Origin of the sequence: Paenarthrobacter nitroguajacolicus, from assembly GCF_031455195.1 — a bacterium.
GTDB classification, from domain to species: domain Bacteria; phylum Actinomycetota; class Actinomycetes; order Actinomycetales; family Micrococcaceae; genus Arthrobacter; species Arthrobacter nitroguajacolicus_D.
The window spans coordinates 153360-169803 of the sequence record NZ_JAVDSH010000003.1 but is presented as its reverse complement, the minus strand read 5'-3'; the positions used below and the strand labels follow the sequence as shown (position 1 = coordinate 169803).

Annotated in this window: 17 protein-coding genes; 10 read left to right on the top strand and 7 right to left on the bottom strand. The window is 64.2% G+C overall.

Annotated elements, in window-relative coordinates:
* Positions 1-5: 5 nt before the first annotated feature.
* Together J2Y68_RS08165 and J2Y68_RS08160 are read right to left on the bottom strand one after the other, a co-directional pair.
* Positions 6-431 (bottom strand): DUF1761 domain-containing protein, encoded by a 426-nt coding sequence (locus J2Y68_RS08165; RefSeq protein ID WP_309992022.1) that lies wholly within the window; start codon positions 429-431, stop codon positions 6-8.
* Positions 432-441: 10 nt separating this feature from the next.
* On the bottom strand, positions 442-948 hold the full coding sequence (locus J2Y68_RS08160; protein WP_397334753.1) for an Lrp/AsnC family transcriptional regulator: 507 nt from the start codon (positions 946-948) through the stop codon (positions 442-444).
* Positions 949-1138: 190 nt separating this feature from the next.
* Between J2Y68_RS08160 and J2Y68_RS08155 the strand changes: the two genes are divergently transcribed.
* Complete coding sequence (locus J2Y68_RS08155) at positions 1139-2374, top strand: MFS transporter (protein ID WP_309992602.1); 1236 nt, start codon at positions 1139-1141, stop codon at positions 2372-2374.
* A gap of 9 nt (positions 2375-2383) precedes the next feature.
* On the opposite strand, the gene J2Y68_RS08150 is transcribed toward J2Y68_RS08155, so the two are convergent.
* From J2Y68_RS08150 to J2Y68_RS08140, 3 genes are read right to left on the bottom strand one after another with little or no spacing between them, the layout of a single operon-like run.
* Positions 2384-2890, bottom strand: coding sequence for an Lrp/AsnC family transcriptional regulator (locus J2Y68_RS08150; RefSeq protein WP_011775479.1), 507 nt, complete (start codon positions 2888-2890; stop codon positions 2384-2386).
* Positions 2891-2947: 57 nt separating this feature from the next.
* The gene (locus J2Y68_RS08145) at positions 2948-3586 is read right to left on the bottom strand and encodes a TMEM175 family protein (protein ID WP_309992015.1); all 639 of its coding nucleotides are present in this window, start codon (positions 3584-3586) and stop codon (positions 2948-2950) included.
* Positions 3587-3617: 31 nt separating this feature from the next.
* Positions 3618-4847 (bottom strand): MFS transporter, encoded by a 1230-nt coding sequence (locus J2Y68_RS08140; protein ID WP_309992012.1) that lies wholly within the window; start codon positions 4845-4847, stop codon positions 3618-3620.
* Positions 4848-4942: 95 nt separating this feature from the next.
* Between J2Y68_RS08140 and J2Y68_RS08135 the strand changes: the two genes are divergently transcribed.
* Entirely contained in the window at positions 4943-5917 is a 975-nt protein-coding gene (locus J2Y68_RS08135) for a LysR family transcriptional regulator (protein ID WP_309992009.1), read from the top strand.
* Here the strand turns inward: J2Y68_RS08135 and J2Y68_RS08130 are convergent.
* Complete coding sequence (locus J2Y68_RS08130) at positions 5892-6926, bottom strand: nitronate monooxygenase (RefSeq protein ID WP_309992007.1); 1035 nt, start codon at positions 6924-6926, stop codon at positions 5892-5894. The two genes, J2Y68_RS08135 and J2Y68_RS08130, sit on opposite strands and share 26 nt — an antisense overlap.
* 41 nt (positions 6927-6967) lie before the next feature.
* Here J2Y68_RS08130 and J2Y68_RS08125 point away from each other — a divergent pair, with 41 nt between their 5' ends.
* Positions 6968-7915, top strand: a complete 948-nt coding sequence (locus tag J2Y68_RS08125; RefSeq protein WP_309992004.1) for an N-acetylglucosamine kinase — start codon at positions 6968-6970, stop codon at positions 7913-7915.
* Positions 7916-7918: 3 nt separating this feature from the next.
* Here J2Y68_RS08125 and J2Y68_RS08120 read toward each other — a convergent pair whose 3' ends face one another.
* Positions 7919-8950, bottom strand: coding sequence for a pirin family protein (locus J2Y68_RS08120; RefSeq protein WP_309992002.1), 1032 nt, complete (start codon positions 8948-8950; stop codon positions 7919-7921).
* Between the two features lie 50 nt (positions 8951-9000).
* Between J2Y68_RS08120 and J2Y68_RS08115 the strand changes: the two genes are divergently transcribed.
* The 7 genes from J2Y68_RS08115 (at position 9001) to J2Y68_RS08085 (ending at position 16349) form a co-directional block, all read left to right on the top strand.
* Complete coding sequence (locus tag J2Y68_RS08115; RefSeq protein WP_309991999.1) at positions 9001-10797, top strand: glycoside hydrolase family 35 protein; 1797 nt, start codon at positions 9001-9003, stop codon at positions 10795-10797.
* A gap of 36 nt (positions 10798-10833) precedes the next feature.
* Positions 10834-11286 carry an NUDIX hydrolase gene (locus J2Y68_RS08110; RefSeq protein WP_309991996.1) on the top strand — a complete coding sequence of 151 codons (453 nt, stop codon included), beginning with the start codon at positions 10834-10836 and terminating at the stop codon, positions 11284-11286.
* A 216-nt stretch (positions 11287-11502) separates the two neighbouring features.
* Positions 11503-12666: a ribosome small subunit-dependent GTPase A gene (gene rsgA, locus J2Y68_RS08105; RefSeq protein WP_309991993.1), complete on the top strand. Its 1164-nt coding sequence runs from the start codon at positions 11503-11505 to the stop codon at positions 12664-12666.
* 155 nt (positions 12667-12821) lie between these two features.
* Positions 12822-13916 carry an ABC transporter ATP-binding protein gene (locus tag J2Y68_RS08100; RefSeq protein WP_309991990.1) on the top strand — a complete coding sequence of 365 codons (1095 nt, stop codon included), beginning with the start codon at positions 12822-12824 and terminating at the stop codon, positions 13914-13916.
* The gene (locus J2Y68_RS08095; RefSeq protein WP_309991987.1) at positions 13916-14656 is read left to right on the top strand and encodes an ABC transporter permease; all 741 of its coding nucleotides are present in this window, start codon (positions 13916-13918) and stop codon (positions 14654-14656) included. The genes J2Y68_RS08100 and J2Y68_RS08095 overlap by 1 nt, the downstream gene beginning before the upstream one ends.
* A complete protein-coding gene (locus J2Y68_RS08090; RefSeq protein WP_309991984.1) occupies positions 14653-15396 on the top strand; it encodes an ABC transporter permease in 744 nt (247 codons plus the stop codon). Before J2Y68_RS08095 ends, J2Y68_RS08090 begins: the two co-directional genes overlap by 4 nt.
* A complete protein-coding gene (locus tag J2Y68_RS08085) occupies positions 15393-16349 on the top strand; it encodes an ABC transporter substrate-binding protein (RefSeq protein ID WP_309991981.1) in 957 nt (318 codons plus the stop codon). Before J2Y68_RS08090 ends, J2Y68_RS08085 begins: the two co-directional genes overlap by 4 nt.
* Positions 16350-16444: the final 95 nt, after the last annotated feature.

Sequence of the window (16444 nt, the reverse complement as noted above, 5' to 3'; positions counted from 1 at the left end):
GAACGCTACTGCATGGCCCCGATGATGGCCCCGGCGACAGTCATGGCCACGATGTCGTGGCCGGAGTCGATCAAAGTGACCGCCGTGGGGCGCCCGGCGAATCCGTTGTGGATGACGTGGCCGCCGGACCGGAAGACCAGGGCGATGACCAGGGCGAAGAAGCCGCCAGCAAGGAATGTGTTGAGGTCCAGTGCGGTGATGAGTATGGCTAGCAGGATGCTGGTAACGGCCGCTGCGACCATCATGGGAACCCAAATTCCGGCGCCGCCGTCAATGTTTTTGAGGTCGTCTTCGGTCTTGCCGATTGCCTGCATCCACCGTCCTCCCAGAACGGCCGGCATGTACCAGACAAAGCCGATCACCATGCTTGAAACGAAAGCCAAAAGTACGGCGAGCCAATTGATCTGGGAAATGTGTGAAAGCCAATCCATGCAAGAAATCCTAGTCCGCTTGGGCCGCCGCGCCGGCGCTCTGCCCTTCGGACTTGCCCCGTGTTGGGGCCGCTGCCATCCTTCCGATCAGTGGCTCCGTCCGGTAGGGAATATGAGTGTGCAGGGCCAACACCGTTTCGGTCCTGATCACGCCCTTGGTGCGAAGGACTGCACGCAGGGCGGACTGGAGGTTGTGGGTGTCCGTAGCAACGACCCGGCACCAGAGATCACCCCGGCCGGAAATCTCGTGAACTTCCAGCACCTGCGGTATCAGGCGCAGCGCCCCAATGACGCCGTCCAGTTCACGGTGCGTGACCTCGATGGTGACGAAAGCGACGACGTCGTACCCCACCTTTTCGAGGTCCACTTCACGGCCTGCTGCCTGCAGGACTCCGGAGCGCAGAAGACGCTTGATCCGGCTTTGGGCAGTGTTGCGGGCTATCCCCAAGGTCTCGCTCAGTTCGGCGATCTGGATGCGGGGGTCCCGGATCAGTTCCAGCAGGATTTTCAGGTCCATCGGGTCAAGACTGTTCAAATGGTCACTCCAGCTCACTTTGATGGCTACACTTTGAGTCTTTTGATCAATTCATGCATTCGCTTGATTCGTTGAGCGCAGCTCTATTGCATTCTATTGCCATCACTGTTCAGTCGTGCTGGTTCTCCCACAAGGACTCCCCAGCCCGGCCACCGAGCCCGAAGGCATGGAAATGACTGTCTTGAGCGAACTCCGCATGCGTCCGGCCACCGCTGCACGCTGGGGATGGGATGCCTCCACCACCGCCCGGCTGGTCCTCGCGGGGGTGGTGATCTTCACGCTGCTGGTTGGCGCCAACCTTGCGACGCCCTTGTACCCGTTGCTTCAGGCCAGGATCGGAATGTCCTCGCTTGACGTGACAATAGCCTTCTCAAGCTACGTGCTGGCCTTGGTTGCGGTCCTCATGGTGGCCGGCCACTGGTCCGACCACATTGGCCGACGGGCCGCGTTGGTCCTTGCGGTGATGGTGGGCCTGGTGGGCGGCGTGATCTTCGCCAACGCCGACACCCTGGTGTCGTTGTCCATGGGCCGGGCCCTCCAGGGTGTGGCCGTGGGTCTCGCCACGGGTGCGAGCTCCGCAGCCCTCCGCGAATTGCTGCCCCAGCGGCCGGACTGGGCGTCGCGGTTCACGTTGCTCTCCTCAGCCGGTGGTGTCGCTGCCGGCCCCGCAATCGGTGGCCTGCTGTCACTCCTGCCGGACCCCACGCGTACGCCCTATTACGTTCATTCCGCAGTGTTGCTGGCGGCGCTCATTCCACTGTGGTTGCTCAAGGCCCGGCCGGCCATCGCACCGGCGGAAGGCCCCAAGCCATTGAAGGTCCTTGCCCCCAGGAAACCGTCCATTTCCAAAGACGCGCGCGGAGCATTCTGGATGGCAGCAGCCACCGGGTTCCTGAGCTTTGCGGTGTTCGGTTTTTGCTTGTCCTTGGCGCCGGGGTACTTCGCCACGGTGGTGCACGCCGATTCGCGGCCGTTGATAGGACTTCTGGCGGGTGTCACCCTGGGTGCTTCGGCCCTGAGCCAGCTGCTGGGGGCCCGTGGACGATTCGTGGTCCCTGTCGCCCTGGCCGTCCTGGGTGTCTCTGTGGTTCTGGTGGGAGCGGCGGCCGCGTGGTCGAGCCCGTGGCTTCTTGTGGCCGCCAGCATTACGGCAGGCGCGGGCCAGGGCATTGCTTTCCGCCAGGTCTTCAACGAGGTGGCCGGAAGAGTCGAAGCGGCACGCCATGCACAGGTCATCAGCACGGTCTACGTGATCACGTACTTGGGGAGCGCCGTTCCGGTGATTGGGCTGGGACTGGCCGTCTCATCGCTCGGGCTGCAAGCCGCCGTCGTAGGTTTCACCATCCTCTGCGGAGTGGCTGCCTTGGCCCTGGCGGTCCTGTCACTTCGGAGCGCCCTGCGGGCCTGACGATCGAGGCTATTCCGGCAGTGGTCCGCGGTTTCCCGGGATGTGCTGGAACACCATGGTGGTTTCCGTATGGCCGACCACGGGGTCGGTGGCGAGGTTGTCCAGGAGCCAGTTGCGGAGGTCGTCCGTATTCGCGACGGCGATGTGCAGCAGGTAGTCCACGGAGCCTGTGGTGTGGAACGTGGAGATCACCGCGGGAAGCTTGGGAACGCGTGCCGTGAAACGGTCGATTTGGTCGCGGTCGTGGGCGCGGAGCCGAACGGCGATCAGGGCTTGGACCGAGCGGCCAATGGCCGGCAGGCTCAGCACCGCTTCGAAGCCTTCAATGATGCCGCGCTCGGACAAGGCCCTGGTACGCATCAGGGCCGTGGACGGGGCGATCCCCACGAGCTCCGCCAATTGTTTGTTGGAAATGCGGGCATCATCGACCAAGGCAGCGAGGATTCGCTCGTCGATCGCGTCCAACGGCTCTGCGCTGCCCGTGCTTGACCGAACATTCTTCGTGGGGTTGCTCACGGATCCTCCTGAAATTGCCTTCCACCCATCCTAAGCGGTGAATTCTTCAGGTGACTATCATTTTGCGGGCCTGCTGCGGTCCCTCCGGCGGTCCACGCGCTGGAGGGGCTCGCTGAGCAACATCAGGAGCAATGGCAGGTTTCCTGCGGACGGAATCACGAGGGCCAGCAGGAGGGCGGCGAGGAAGAGGCCGGCCACTATTGCACCGGCCCGGATTCCGGAGCGTGCCTCCACGGCATCCATGTCGTGAAGCTCTGGATGCGAACGGAGATAGATGCGTGCCAGCAGGAGCGTCAGGCTGGTGGCAAACAACGTCCCGATGTACACCAAGGGTTGGGCCCAGTCGGCGTCCATCTGGGTGGAGAGCGACGTAGACACGGGCATCACCACGATGAAGAACATCCAGGCTACCGTCAGCCACAACAAACCCGAATCGATCTTCCGGACCTTGCGGAACAGGCGGTGATGATGCGTCCAGAACACGGCAATGAGGATGAAGCTAAGCGCAAAACCCAGCAGGGCGTATTGCTCCTCCACAAACCATTGCGCCGTGGTTCCGTGATGATCCGCCAGTTCCCCCACGCTCTCCATGAGAGGGAGGATCAGCAGGGTCAAAGCAATCGCCACCACGGCATCGGTAAACGCCTGCAAACGTTCCGGCGACGACAGTACCCGTGTACCCGCGAGCTGTGTCATGCCTCCGATTGTAGGACCAACAGGACCCGAATCAGGGGGAAACCCGCGGTGGACGGTGCACTGCCAAGGTGACTGCCGCCGTCGTGCATGACAGGGCGATGACGCCCACCGCCAATGCGGTCCAGCCGAAGCGCTGGAAGACCAGGCCTCCGGCCCAGCCGATCACGCTGGAACCGAGGTAGTAGGACAGGTTGTACAGGGATGCTGCCTGTGCCCTGCCGGTAGTGGCGATGGCGCCGGTCCAGCCGGAGCCTACGCTGTGCGCTGCGAAGAACCCTCCGGTGAAAATGACCAGCCCGGCCAGGATGGCTACGAGGTTGTCCGCCAGGGTCAGTGCCAACCCGACCGACAAAATGACGATGCCCGCTACCAGCACGTTCCGCCGTCCAAACCTGGTGGTGAGCCCGGCCGCCCATCGGGAACTCACCGTGCCCGACAAGTAGGCCAGGAAAATGAGGCTGACCACCGTGGCGGGCAGCCCAAAAGGCTCGGCATGCAACCGGAAGCCCAGATAGTTGTAGACCGCTACGAAGCCACCCATGAGCAGGAACGCCTGTAAGTACAAGGACACGAGTTGTGGATTGCGTGAGTGCCCGCCCAACGTACTGATGGCACCACGGAACCCTGCGGGTGGGGCAGGCGTGAAGCGGCGCTGTTTGGGAACAAGCACCAGGAAGAGGACGGCGGACACGGTGGCCAGCAGGGACACGGCCAGGGTCGCTCCACGCCAGCCCCACAGTTCGCCGGCCGGTCCCGCCACCAGCCGCCCTGCCAGGCCGCCCAGCGTGGTGCCGGCAACGTAGCTCCCGGCAGCCAGGGCGGTATGGATTTTGGTGACTTCCTCATTGAGGTACGCGATGGCAATTGCGGGGATGCCGCCCAGGGCCATGCCTTCCAGCATCCGCAGGCCCAGCAGCATGGGTACATTCGGGGCCAAGGGAACCAGCAGCCCCAGGATGGTTGCGGCAGCGATGCCGATGGCCATGGCACGGACCCTGCCGATCCTGTCGGCAACAAACGACCAGGGGAGGACGGTGACCGCGAGGCCAACCGTGGCGAGTGAGATGCTGAGTGCGGCTTCCGCTGCCGTGATCTGGAGATCTGCTGCCATGAGGGGCAGCATGGCCTGAGTGGAATAGAGCTGTGCGAACGTCGCGACGCCGGCGAGTGCCAATGCAGCCAACACGCGGCTGTAGCCACGGGACCCTTTGGCGTGCCCGTCCCAGCTGTCCGTTTCAAGCTTGAGGCTCGTTCTGTTCACCGGCCCAGAGTAGGACGATGTGGACAACCCATTCCAATGCATGGGTTACATAGAATTGATGCAAATATGCATGGGATGGTTTGGGAGGGAACAACATGGAACCGGATCACCAGCAGCTTGTCCAACTCCTTCCGCTCCTGCCCGTCCTGGCCGAACTGGGCCGCACGGAACACATGACGGAAACCGCGGAAATACTCGGCGTGCCGCAGTCCACGGTGAGCAGGGCCGTAGCACGGGCCAGTGCGATCGTTGGGATCGATCTATTGGTTCGTGATGGGCGCGGCATACGGCTGACCTCCGCTGCAAAGGCCCTCCTTCCCTACATCGATGCCGCGCTGGAGGATTTCCAGGCAGGCCTGGACCGGGTACGCCACGAATCGGACGTCGTGCGGGGGAGGATCGGAGTTTCGTTCCAGCACACCTTCGGTGAAGCCACGCTCCCTCTCCTGATCAGCGCGTTCCGCGGACGCCATCCCCATGCAGCCTTCGAACTCTGGCAAGGGCCCCGCGACGATTGCCTGCAGCAGCTGGCCAGTGGGGAGATGGATTTCGCTTTGACGGCGCCCATAGCACCGGAGGGCCGGGGTATTCGTTCCCACCCGCTCTACCGGGAGCCGCTCAGGGCTGTGCTGCACTACCGGCACCCCTTGGCAGGACGGCCCAGCGTTCACCTCTCTGAGCTGCGGCACGACCCCTACGTGACGCTGCCGGCCGGAGTCGGTTTGCGGGCCCTGGGGGAGGCCCTCTTCCGCGAAGCCGGGTTCCGCCCACGCATTGCCTTTGAAGTCCAGGAGTCCACCTCCGCCCGCGGGCTGGTATCGGCCGGCCTGGGGTTCGGTATCCTCCCACCGGCGGGGCCTGGCTCCGGCACCGGACAGTACCTGCCCAAGGCGGAACTGGGGCTTGTGGAGGTGCCCATCGAATCCGATGCGGCGTTCCGGCAGATCGGCATCGCCTGGCGGGAACGGAACTTCGAGCCCGACGCCGTTCGGCTGTTCCGCGAACTGGTGGTCACCGAAGGCGGCGAACTGTTGGCCGAACTCGTCAGAGCCCGTTCAGGAACTCACTGACAACATCCCGTGCTGACCCCGTGCGCGCCTGCCGCCACCCCGTTCCTGCCCACAAATTGAGGCGGTGCGGGTCGCCCGCCGCGGACGCCGCAGTACGGACGGGGGAAGTGAGATGGTGGATGGCAGGGTAGCCCTTGGGGGCGTCCTGATGATCATGCACGAACGCATTCACCAGGGAACGTGCCGGACGTCCCGTGAAGGCCCGGGTCATAGCGGTTTCAGCGAACTCAGGATTCCCCAACGCGTCCTTGTGGGATTGGCGCGCACCGCTTTCGTCCGTCCGTAGCAGGGCGGTGCCAACCTGCGCGGCTGCTGCACCGGCAGCCAGGACCCCGCGCAGCGCATTGCCGTCCATGATCGCACCGGCGGCTATCAGCGGAAGCCCGACGGCGGCACGCACCTGGGCGACAAGCTCCGCCGTCGTACTGGCCGGCGGTGTTCCCGGAGTCTCGGCCAGGAAGGCCGCCGTATGGGCCCCTGCGGAGGCATGCTGGACGACCAGTGCGTCCGGACCCTCCTCGGCAGCTGCGAGGGCTTCCCGAACACTCGTCACGCTGGTGAGAACCAGCGTTCCGGCTTTTTGCAAGGACTTGACCACTGCGCGGCCGGGGAGGCCGAAAGCGAAACTCACCACTTCCACCGGGTCCGTAATCAGGACATCGATCTTTTCCTGCCAGGCGTCGTCATCATCGAGGCGAAGCGGGGGCAAGGTGACGCCGTAGCGTGCCGCCTCCGGTTCGAGCTCCGCGCGGTAGGCTTCCAGCTGCGCGCGCTCCCCGGGTCCTGGTGAGAGCGCTTCCGCGTCCGGAACGAAGACGTTCATGCCGAACCTGATCCCCAGCGCCCGCGCTGCGGAGATCTCCTCGGCCATGGAACCTGGACTCTTGTACCCGGCAGCAAGGAAACCCAGCCCTCCGGCCTCATGGACAGCCTGGACCAACGTCGTTGTTGATGTTCCTCCTGCCATCGGGGCCGCGATAAATGGTGTGCCAAACAGGAATTGAGGCATGGTCGGTTCCTCCTCAGGACGCTCCAAGCTAGTCTTTCACGGTGAACAATCATGACTCTGCCCTGCATTCCCCTGCCTCCACCGCGGCCGCGAGCGGCACCGTCATCGGGCTCGACATCGGCGGCACCAAGACCCGCGGCGTGAGGTTTCAGGACGACGAACCGGTCAGGGATGAAACGGCCGGCAGTGCCAACGTCCAGAATGTCAGCCGGGAGCAGGCTGCGGCCAACTTGGCCGAACTGTTCGGGAAGATCGGTGGCGGCCGGATTGACCAGGTGTACGCAGGTGCCGGTGGAATCGATACGGACGAAGATGCCCGGGCGCTCGCAGACCTGATTGCCCCCCACGCGCCCGGGGCGCGCATCACCGTGGTTCACGATTCGCGGCTGCTTCTGGCGGCCGGTGGAGCGAGCACCGGGGTGGCGGTCATTGCCGGAACAGGCTCAGCGGCGTGGGGAAAGAACGACGCCGGCGAGGAAGCCCGGGCGGGTGGCTGGGGCTACCTCCTGGGGGATGAAGGAAGCGGATACTGGCTGGGACGGGAAGCCGTCCGGCACAGTCTGCGGCGGATGAACCAAGGGCTGGAGCCTGACCGCCTGAGCCGCGCGCTCCTTGATTCCTGCGGAGTGGATGAGCCGGGGAAGCTCATAGCACTGTTCCATTCGCCGGACACCGGCCGCCGCTACTGGGCACAACAGGCCAAGCTGGTGGTGGAAGCAGCCGACGCAGGTGACGAAGCCAGCCAGGCCATGGTGGTGCAGGCCGGACGTGACCTCGCCGATCTCGCCGGGCAGGCCACCCGCCAGCTGGGCCTGAACGGACCGGTCATCCTGGGCAGCGGACTGGGAATGAACGTGCCCCGTTTGCAGGAAGCGTTCACGTCGGCGCTCGCCGAACAAGGCATCACGGATGTGCGGATCCTCCGGCAGGATCCTGTCTTTGGAGTTCCGCGGCTGGTGGCCGAGCAGCGGGCAAAAAGCCTGGAATAAAGCTCAGCCGCGCGTGCGGGGCCGGAGCTTGACTCCCGGAAGCGGGGGAGCCGGGATTCGTCCGGCTTCGGGGCCGGCATCGGGTCCGTGGCCGTGGACGAAGCCAAAGCGCGAGGTGGCGGCAGCATCGTCGTCGAGCAGCCCTTCGGCTTCCCATTCTTCGCGGGCCTTTTCCACTTCCTCATGTGTCCGTCCTACGAAGTTCCACCACATCAGCAGGTCTTCGCCGAACGGTTCGCCGCCAAGAAGCATGAAGCGGGTTTCGGGCTGGGCATCGACGGCAAGACTGGTCCGTCCGGCGCCGAGGTAGGCCAGCGGTCCGGCTCCGATGTCCTGTCCGTCGATGGCAACGCCGCCATCCAATACCAGCACGGCGTGTTCAAAGTCCGGGCGGAGCGGCAGCTCAAGGCGTCCCGTGCCCACGATGTCGGCGCCGACGATAGGACTGAACATGGTGGCCGGGGAGCGCTGTCCGGCGAACTCGCCTACCATGACCGTCGCGGTGTAGCCCGGTCCGGTAGCTACCGGAAGATCGCGGACCTGCTCGAAGGACGGGGACCGGTGGCGATGCTCTTCAGGTAAGGCCACCCACAGTTGAAGCCCGCGGGAGACGGGGATCTCAGCCACCAGGGGGCTGGAGCCTGACTCGCTGGTTGCGGGAAGGACGGAAAATTCCGAGTGGGAAATGCCGTGGCCCGCTGTCATGATGTTCAGCTCGCCCGGCCGCACCACCACATCGCTGCCGACGCTGTCCCGGTGCCGGACGGCACCTTCCAGTGGCCAAGTGACCGTTTGGAGTCCGCAGTGCGGGTGGGGAAGGACGCTCATGGCTACCCGATCGGGCCCGAAGCTGTCCAGAAAGCACCACGCTCCCACTGTTGGCAGCCCGCGCTGCGGCAGGGTGCGCATGACGTTCATGGCGCGGACCCCACCCAGGGGAACTTCCCGTTCAGGCCACAGCTGGACGCATGGACCTTGCCCCTCCGGTGCGGCAGGGCAAACTTCCTGCGCTGGGGACGTATCAAGATTGGTCATGTGTTCATCACCTGTGCATAAATGTTGGAAATTGAGCTAATCTGTTCCACGTGAACAACGCCCTCTTGAGCTACCATGACGCTGTCCTTTACCGTTCGGGTGAACCGTACCGCATCCTCGCCGGAGCCATCCACTACTTCCGGGTCCACCCGGCGCTGTGGCAGGACCGGCTGCGTCGACTCAAGGCCATGGGCGCCAACACGGTGGACACCTATGTCGCGTGGAACTTCCACCAGCCCCGGCCGGATCAGGCCCCGGACTTCACCGGCTGGCGCGACCTGGGACGGTTCATCGACCTCGTTGCCGAGGAGGGCCTGGACGTGATTGTCCGCCCGGGCCCCTACATTTGCGCTGAATGGGACAACGGTGGCTTTCCTGCCTGGCTGACCGGCACTCCGGGCATCGGCCTCAGGTGCATGGATCCCGGATTTACCGCAGCAGTGGAGGAGTGGTTCGCCCACCTCCTGCCCATCATTACCCCTCGCCAGGCATCCGGTGGTGGACCAGTGGTGGCCGTGCAGATCGAGAACGAGTACGGCAGCTACGGCGATGACCACGAGTACATCCGCTGGAACCGTCGTGTCCTTGAAGAGCGTGGGATCACCGAACTGCTTTTCACCGCCGACGGCGGCACCGACTACTTCCTCGACGGCGGCTCGGTGGAGGGAACCTGGGCGACGGCAACGCTGGGGAGCCGGGGTGACGAAGCGGTGGCAACCTGGCAGCGCCGCCGGCCTGATGAGCCATTCTTCAATGTCGAATTCTGGGGCGGCTGGTTCGATCACTGGGGTGAACACCACCACCGCAGGGACGCCGGGGATGCGGCGTTGGAAGCGCGGAAGATGCTTGACCTTGGCGGCTCGCTCTGCGTCTACATGGCTCATGGCGGAACCAACTTTGGCCTGTGGTCCGGCAGTAACCACGACGGCACCATGCTGCAGCCGACAGTCACCAGCTACGACTCGGACGCACCCATCGCCGAAAACGGTGCCTTGACCGCCAAGTTCCATGCACTCCGTGCCGAGTTCTACCGAGCGCAGGGCATTGAGGACCTGCCGGAAATCCCCGCAGAACTGCTCGCCGAAGCTCCGGTGGTCCCCGCCCGGTCGTTGGCTTTGCCCGAGGCTCCGGACCTGCTGGACTTGCTCCGGGCGGCCGGTAAGCCCACGAGCAGCGTCAAACCCCTCAGCTTCGAGCAATTGGGGCTCGACGCCGGAATGGTCCTCTACACCTCCGAAGCCATCCTTCCCGGACGCGCCGATGCCCCCACAGAAAGCCGCCTGAAAATCGCTGGGCTGAACGATCGGGCCTATGTGTGGGTGGACGGCGACTTCGCCGGGGTCCTGGATGATGTCACTGGTGCTGAGGGGCTGGTGGTCACCGGATGTGGCGTGCCGGCCAAGCTCGAGATCCTCGTTGAGAACCTTGGCCGCATCAATTACGGCCCGCTGACCGGACACGGGAAAGGCATCCTGGGCGGCGTCCTCATCAACCAGCGCTACACCTTCCACTGGACACAGATCCCAGTCGCCCTGGCGGACTGGAAGGAAGACGACCTGGAGGACCTGGCAGGAACCCACTTCGACGTCGGGCAGCCCGCCGACACCTACATTGCGCTGCCCGATTCCGGCAAAGGATTCGTCTGGCTCAACGGGTTCCTGCTTGGACGGTATTGGGAGAAGGGCCCGCAGGGAGCACTTTACGCCCCGGCCCCCTTGGTAAAAGCCGGCCGAAACACGATCAAGGTTCTTGAACTGACCAAGCCGGGGACCGTCGTCGAGCTTCGCGAAAAACCTGACCTGGGCCCTGAGGAAGCCGGGCCGATAACTGCTGCGGAGCTTTCGTAGGAGTAGGGCGCCCGGAGCGGCGCATATGCTGGCACCATGACGCTGCAGTTCGATACCCGCCCAGCCGCCTACGCCGTGATCGTCAGGGATGGGCGAATCCTGCTGGCCTACTGGAAACAGGACGATAAGGAAGGCTGGACGCTTCCCGGCGGGGGACTCGACTTTGCGGAACATCCGGTGGACGGATGCCGTCGGGAAGTCTTCGAAGAAACCGGCTATGAAGCGAAGATCGACCGGATGCTGGGCATAGACGTGGGCCACTGGCAGGACGAAACCAGGCCCGATGGGACCGTGACGGACTTCGAGGCGCTCCGCTTGGTCTATGAAGCCACCGTGGTGGGAGGCGAGCTCACCCATGAGGTGGACGGAAGCACCACGCATGCGGCGTGGATCCCCCTGGAGGATGTTGGGAAGCTGAACAGGGTCTCCCTGGTGGACCATGCCCTGCGCCTGCACCGGGAGCGACCCGAGGACGGGAAGCTCAACTAACCCGCAGGCCTAGCCAAAACCGATGGCTGTTGGCTAGTCTGAACATCGTTGCCGGACTTGAGTAGCCGGCCCTTGATGCCGAGGAGGTGGATTTGATGATTGCTACGATCTTGCGCGCCCCGCACACAGTTGCGGCGCACCGTCATCACCCCACCATTCCTGTCCCGGCATCAGCCTGCCAAAACTAGGGCGGCCGGGCCTCTGCAGAGGCTTCCATTGAACACTTACGCTTCCTCAAGCAACCCTTCAACCAATACCAGCCAGGAACTCCACGGACCCGTGGAGTACGGCTTCACCGGGAGAATTGCGGAGCTTTTCCGCGCCAATGCGGCTCCTGATGCGCGGGCCACGCCCGGCCGCGTCGTCCGCCTCGACCGGAACCGCGTCCTCGTGGCATCACGTGACGGTCTCCTACACCTGCCCTATCCGGCACGCGGCCTGGTTCCAGCCACCGGGGACTGGGTGTGGCTCGGCCACAACAACGCCGGCGAGCCAGCCGTCGTCGAGGTCCTGCCGCGGCATTCGGCCCTGAGCCGCAAGCGCGCCTTCGAGGCTTCCTCGGAGGAGCAGATCCTGGGCTCCAACATCGACATCGTGGCAGTGGTGGTTCCCGTGGACCGTCCGCTGACCCATAACCGACTGGAACGGACCCTTGTTGCCGCGTGGGACTCGGGCGCCACGCCACTGGTCGTCATTACCAAAGCGGACCTTGCCCATCTGGCTGATGACGTCGTGGGGGAAGTGATCCTCCAGGCAGCTGGTGTGGAGGTTGTCACCACCTCCGCTGAGCAGGGCGACGGCCTCGACGAACTGATGCGCCACATTCCCGGGGGCGCAACGCTGGTCCTGCTGGGTCCGTCCGGCGCTGGTAAATCAACCCTCATCAACGCACTCGCCGGACGGGAGATCCAGCAGACCGGCGCCGTCAGGGCGGGCGACGGCAAAGGAAAACACACCACAACCTCACGCGAGCTGGTGCCCTTGGCCGGGGGTGCTGTGCTGATGGACACTCCGGGCGTGCGCGGTTTTGGGCTCTTCGACGCGGATGACGGAATGGACGAGATGTTCGGGGACCTCGACGAACTCTTTACCCAATGCCGCTTTGCCGACTGCGCCCACCAGGCAGAGCCGGGATGCGCCGTGCAGGAGGCGCTCGCGGACGGATCCCTCGATCCCAGGCGTTGGGCCAGCTACCTGAAACTTCAGCGCGAACTGGCCGCCCTCACCAGGAAACATGACGCAGCAGCACGCCGGGCCTACCAGCGGGAATGGCACCAAAAGGTCATGTCCGCGGACAGGGGCCAGCGCGCCGCGGAGCGGTACAGGCACGATCAAGCCCAAGAACGCGCAGGGAGGGGCGGTAAACGGCGCAAACGCTGAACATTGCCGATTCATTACGGAATCCGTGGCGGCGCTGACAATCGTCGGTGCCGCTGGCTACGCTGGGTGAAGATTGCTTTGCAGCCGAGTAATAAGCCTGCATATGATCGTTTGGCTCTACCGATAATGTCCGCCAAAGATAGGTAAGCCCGGGTATGGCTGAAGCCATGATTGAGTTCCAGAGCGTCACTAAGCAATACCAAGGCGGGCAGCCGGCGGTGGACGCTCTGAGTATGTCCATCGACGAAGGCTCGATTACCGTCTTCGTCGGACCTTCGGGCTGCGGCAAGACCACGTCCCTGCGCATGATCAACCGGATGGTGGAGCCCACCAGCGGAACCATCACGGTGGCCGGCGACGACGTCTCCCGGGTTCCCGCTGCGCAGCTCCGCCGCTCCATGGGGTACGTCATGCAGTCCTCCGGTTTGCTCCCGCACCGCTCAGTGCTGGACAACATCGCCACCGTTCCGCGGCTCAACGGTGTTTCCAAGGCGGCGGCGCGGAAACGCGCAGCGGAACTGCTCGACGTCGTCGGGTTGGCTTCAGCGCTTGGCAAGCGGTACCCGTCGCAACTCTCAGGTGGTCAGCAGCAGCGCGTCGGGGTGGCCCGGGCGCTCGCTGCCGACCCGCCTGTCCTGCTCATGGACGAACCTTTCAGTGCCGTCGACCCCGTGGTCCGCGACGAACTGCAGCAGGAACTCTTACGGCTCCAGCGGGAGTTGGCCAAAACCATCGTCTTTGTCACGCACGACATCGACGAAGCGACTGTGCTCGGAGATAAAGTCGCTGTGTTCGCTGTCGGCGGCAAGCTGGCCCAGTACGCAGCGCCGGAGGAAATCCTCCGGGCGCCAGCCAACGACTTCGTTGCTTCCTTTGTTGGACGTGACCGCGGTTTCCGCCACCTTGCCTTCAACCCCGCCGATGCCGTGACGTTGCACCCCGTGACCATGGTCAGCGCCTCCGACGGCCTCAATGCGGGCCGCCAGTCGGGGGAGTGGGCTTTGGTGGTGGACGCCGACTCACGGCCCCTTGGCTGGTCCTCGCCGCGCGATGGCGCAGGCCTGATCCCGGGAGGTTCACTGTTCCGCAAGGGCGACACCCTGCGCCGTGCGCTCGATGCCGCGTTGTCGTCGCCGTCCGGCCTTGGCGTCGCAGTGGACGACGACGGACGGGTGGCCGGAGTGCTGAAGGGCGCGGAGGTCCTTGCCCTGATCGAGGAAGTCCGGCACCACAGGGAGGACGCCACCTGATGGAGTGGTTCCTCGCCAACAGTGGCATGGTCCTGGGACTCGCCGGGCAGCACCTGGTGCTCGCCATCGTTCCGATGGTCCTTGGGCTGCTGATTTCGATTCCCCTGGCCCAACTGGCCCGGCGCAATGCCGCACTCCGGTCGGTGGTGGCCACGGCTACGTCGTTGCTTTACACCATCCCGTCCCTGGCCCTGTTCATCATTCTTCCCACCATCCTTGGCACGCGGATCCTGGACCCCATCAACGTGGTGGTTGCTTTGACCATCTACGCAGTGGCGCTCTTGGTCCGTGCGGCCATGGACGCCTTCGACTCCGTTGATTTCGACCTTCGCAACGCAGCCGTAGCCATGGGCTTCAAACCGCTGCCCAGGTTCTTCCAGGTGGACCTCCCACTGTCTTTGCCTGTCATGTTCGCGGGCCTTCGCGTGGTTTCGGTCAGCAATATTTCGTTGGTCAGCGTCGCGGCGCTCCTTGGCGTGGGAAACCTTGGAGTCCTGTTCACAGACGGCCTCCAGCGGACCTTCATCACCGAAGTGGTGGTGGGCATCATCGCCATCCTTATTCTGGCGCTGATCATGGACGCCATCCTGGTCATTCTCGAGCGGTTGCTGACCCCCTGGACCCGTGTTGTCGGCGGCAAGTCCCAACGCCAGGACGGGAACGCGCTGCTGACTGAACCCAAGTCCGGGCCTGCCGTTCCGCACGCGGGCCTGCACCCGGATACGGGGGCGTCCGCGTGAACATCTTCGCCGAGACCATAGCGTGGTTGACCGATCCCATCCATTGGAGGGGAAGCGGCGGGATCCCCACCCGTACCTTCGAGCACCTGCAATACAGTGCTTTGGTGCTTCTCATCGCCGCGGTCATTGCCGTACCCATCGGACTGTTCATCGGCCACACAGGGCGTGGACGAGTGGTTGCCGTCGCGGTGGCCGGTGCGCTGCGTGCCTTGCCAACACTCGGCTTGCTGGTGCTGTTTGCCCTGCTCGCCGGAAGTGGTTTGATGCCACCGGTGTGGGCCCTGGTGATCCTGACGGTCCCTCCGCTTCTCGCCGGCACCTACGCCGGGATCTCCAGCGTCGACGCCGTCGTGGTGGACGCTGCCCGGGCCATGGGCATGACCGAACTCCAGATCCTCTTCCGGGTGGAACTCCCCAACGGCCTGCAAGTCATGTTCGGCGGCATCCGCACCGCGGTCCTGCAGGTCATTGCCACCGTGTCGGTAGTGGCCTACCTGCCCCTGGGCGGTTTGGGACGCTACCTGTTTGACGGGCTCGTTCTGCAGGACTTCCCGCGCATGCTTGGCGGTTCCCTGCTCATTGCCGGGCTCGCCATCGCCGTGGACCTGATCCTTGCCGGCGTGCAGAGGCTTGTCCTCTCACCCGGCCTGACCCTCGATTCAAGCGGCCGCCAGAAGGCGGCCGACGATCTCACAGCCACAGCTCCCGCCGGGGCTGCCGTTCAAGGAGGTACACCATGAAAAATCCCGTCCCCATGACCCTTACGCGCCGTGGACTTGGCGGCCTCGCAGCCGGCCTGGGTGTAGCCCTCGCGTTGAGCGCCTGTGGCGGCAGCCCGCTGGCCACGCCATCCACTTCGGCGCCCAGCGGCTCAGCTGCGGGCGGCTCGCTGGTGGTGGGCTCTGCCGACTTCCCGGAAAGCCAGGTCATCGCAGAGATCTACGTTGGTGCCCTGAACGCCGCAGGCCTCACAGCAACGTCCAAGCCGAACATCGGATCGCGCGAGATCTATTTCAAGGCCGTCCAGGATGGCTCCATCGACCTCGTGCCGGACTACTCGGGCAACCTGCTGTCCTACGTCGATACCGAGGCTTCCGAGGTGTCAGCTGAGGACGTCTACAAGGCACTCTCGGGAAAGCTCCCCGATGGGCTGGCCGTACTGGAAGCCTCGAAGGCAGAGGACAAGGACGCCATGGTGGTTACCAAGGCCACCGCCGAGAAGTACCAGTTGAAGTCCATCGAGGACTTGGCCAAGGTCTGCAAGGACTTCACCATGGCTGCTCCGGCCACGTTCGAGACCCGTTCCTACGGCTTCCCGGGGCTGAAGAAGAACTACAACTGCGAACTCAAGGGACTGCAGCCGTTCAACGACGGTGGCGGCAACCTGACCCTGCAGGCACTGCTGGAAGACAAGGTCCAGGTGGCTGACATCTACACCACCACTCCGTCCATCGTCGATAACGACCTGGTGGTCCTTGAGGATCCCAAGAACAACTTCAAGGCCCAGCAGGTCCTGCCGCTGTACAGCAAGGCCAAAATGACGGACAAGGCCAAGGAAGCGCTCAACAACGTTTCCAAGACCCTGACCACGGATGACCTGATCAACCTCAACCGTGCAGTGAGCGGCGATCAGAAGCAGAGCCCCAAGGATGCCGCAGCCGCATGGCTGAAGGACAAAGGCATCGTCAAGTAACACCTGAAGAAAACCGCGTTCGACGGCGGTGACGGACCCGCGCGGGCCCGTCACCGCCGTCGTCGTTTGTGTGAGTCAAGTCTCAGCAGAAGTCC

What these genes read in the sequence shown, in the direction of transcription:
- J2Y68_RS08165 (WP_309992022.1), bottom strand. Translation starts at nt 431, where the DNA reads ATGGATTGGCTTTCACACATTTCCCAGATCAATTGGCTCGCCGTACTT.
- J2Y68_RS08160 (WP_397334753.1), bottom strand. Translation starts at nt 948, where the DNA reads ATGGACCTGAAAATCCTGCTGGAACTGATCCGGGACCCCCGCATCCAG.
- J2Y68_RS08155 (WP_309992602.1), top strand. Translation starts at nt 1,139, where the DNA reads ATGACTGTCTTGAGCGAACTCCGCATGCGTCCGGCCACCGCTGCACGC.
- J2Y68_RS08145 (WP_309992015.1), bottom strand. Translation starts at nt 3,586, where the DNA reads ATGACACAGCTCGCGGGTACACGGGTACTGTCGTCGCCGGAACGTTTG.
- J2Y68_RS08135 (WP_309992009.1), top strand. Translation starts at nt 4,943, where the DNA reads ATGGAACCGGATCACCAGCAGCTTGTCCAACTCCTTCCGCTCCTGCCC.
- J2Y68_RS08130 (WP_309992007.1), bottom strand. Translation starts at nt 6,926, where the DNA reads ATGCCTCAATTCCTGTTTGGCACACCATTTATCGCGGCCCCGATGGCA.
- J2Y68_RS08120 (WP_309992002.1), bottom strand. Translation starts at nt 8,950, where the DNA reads ATGACCAATCTTGATACGTCCCCAGCGCAGGAAGTTTGCCCTGCCGCA.
- J2Y68_RS08110 (WP_309991996.1), top strand. Translation starts at nt 10,834, where the DNA reads ATGACGCTGCAGTTCGATACCCGCCCAGCCGCCTACGCCGTGATCGTC.
- J2Y68_RS08100 (WP_309991990.1), top strand. Translation starts at nt 12,822, where the DNA reads ATGGCTGAAGCCATGATTGAGTTCCAGAGCGTCACTAAGCAATACCAA.
- J2Y68_RS08095 (WP_309991987.1), top strand. Translation starts at nt 13,916, where the DNA reads ATGGAGTGGTTCCTCGCCAACAGTGGCATGGTCCTGGGACTCGCCGGG.
- J2Y68_RS08085 (WP_309991981.1), top strand. Translation starts at nt 15,393, where the DNA reads ATGAAAAATCCCGTCCCCATGACCCTTACGCGCCGTGGACTTGGCGGC.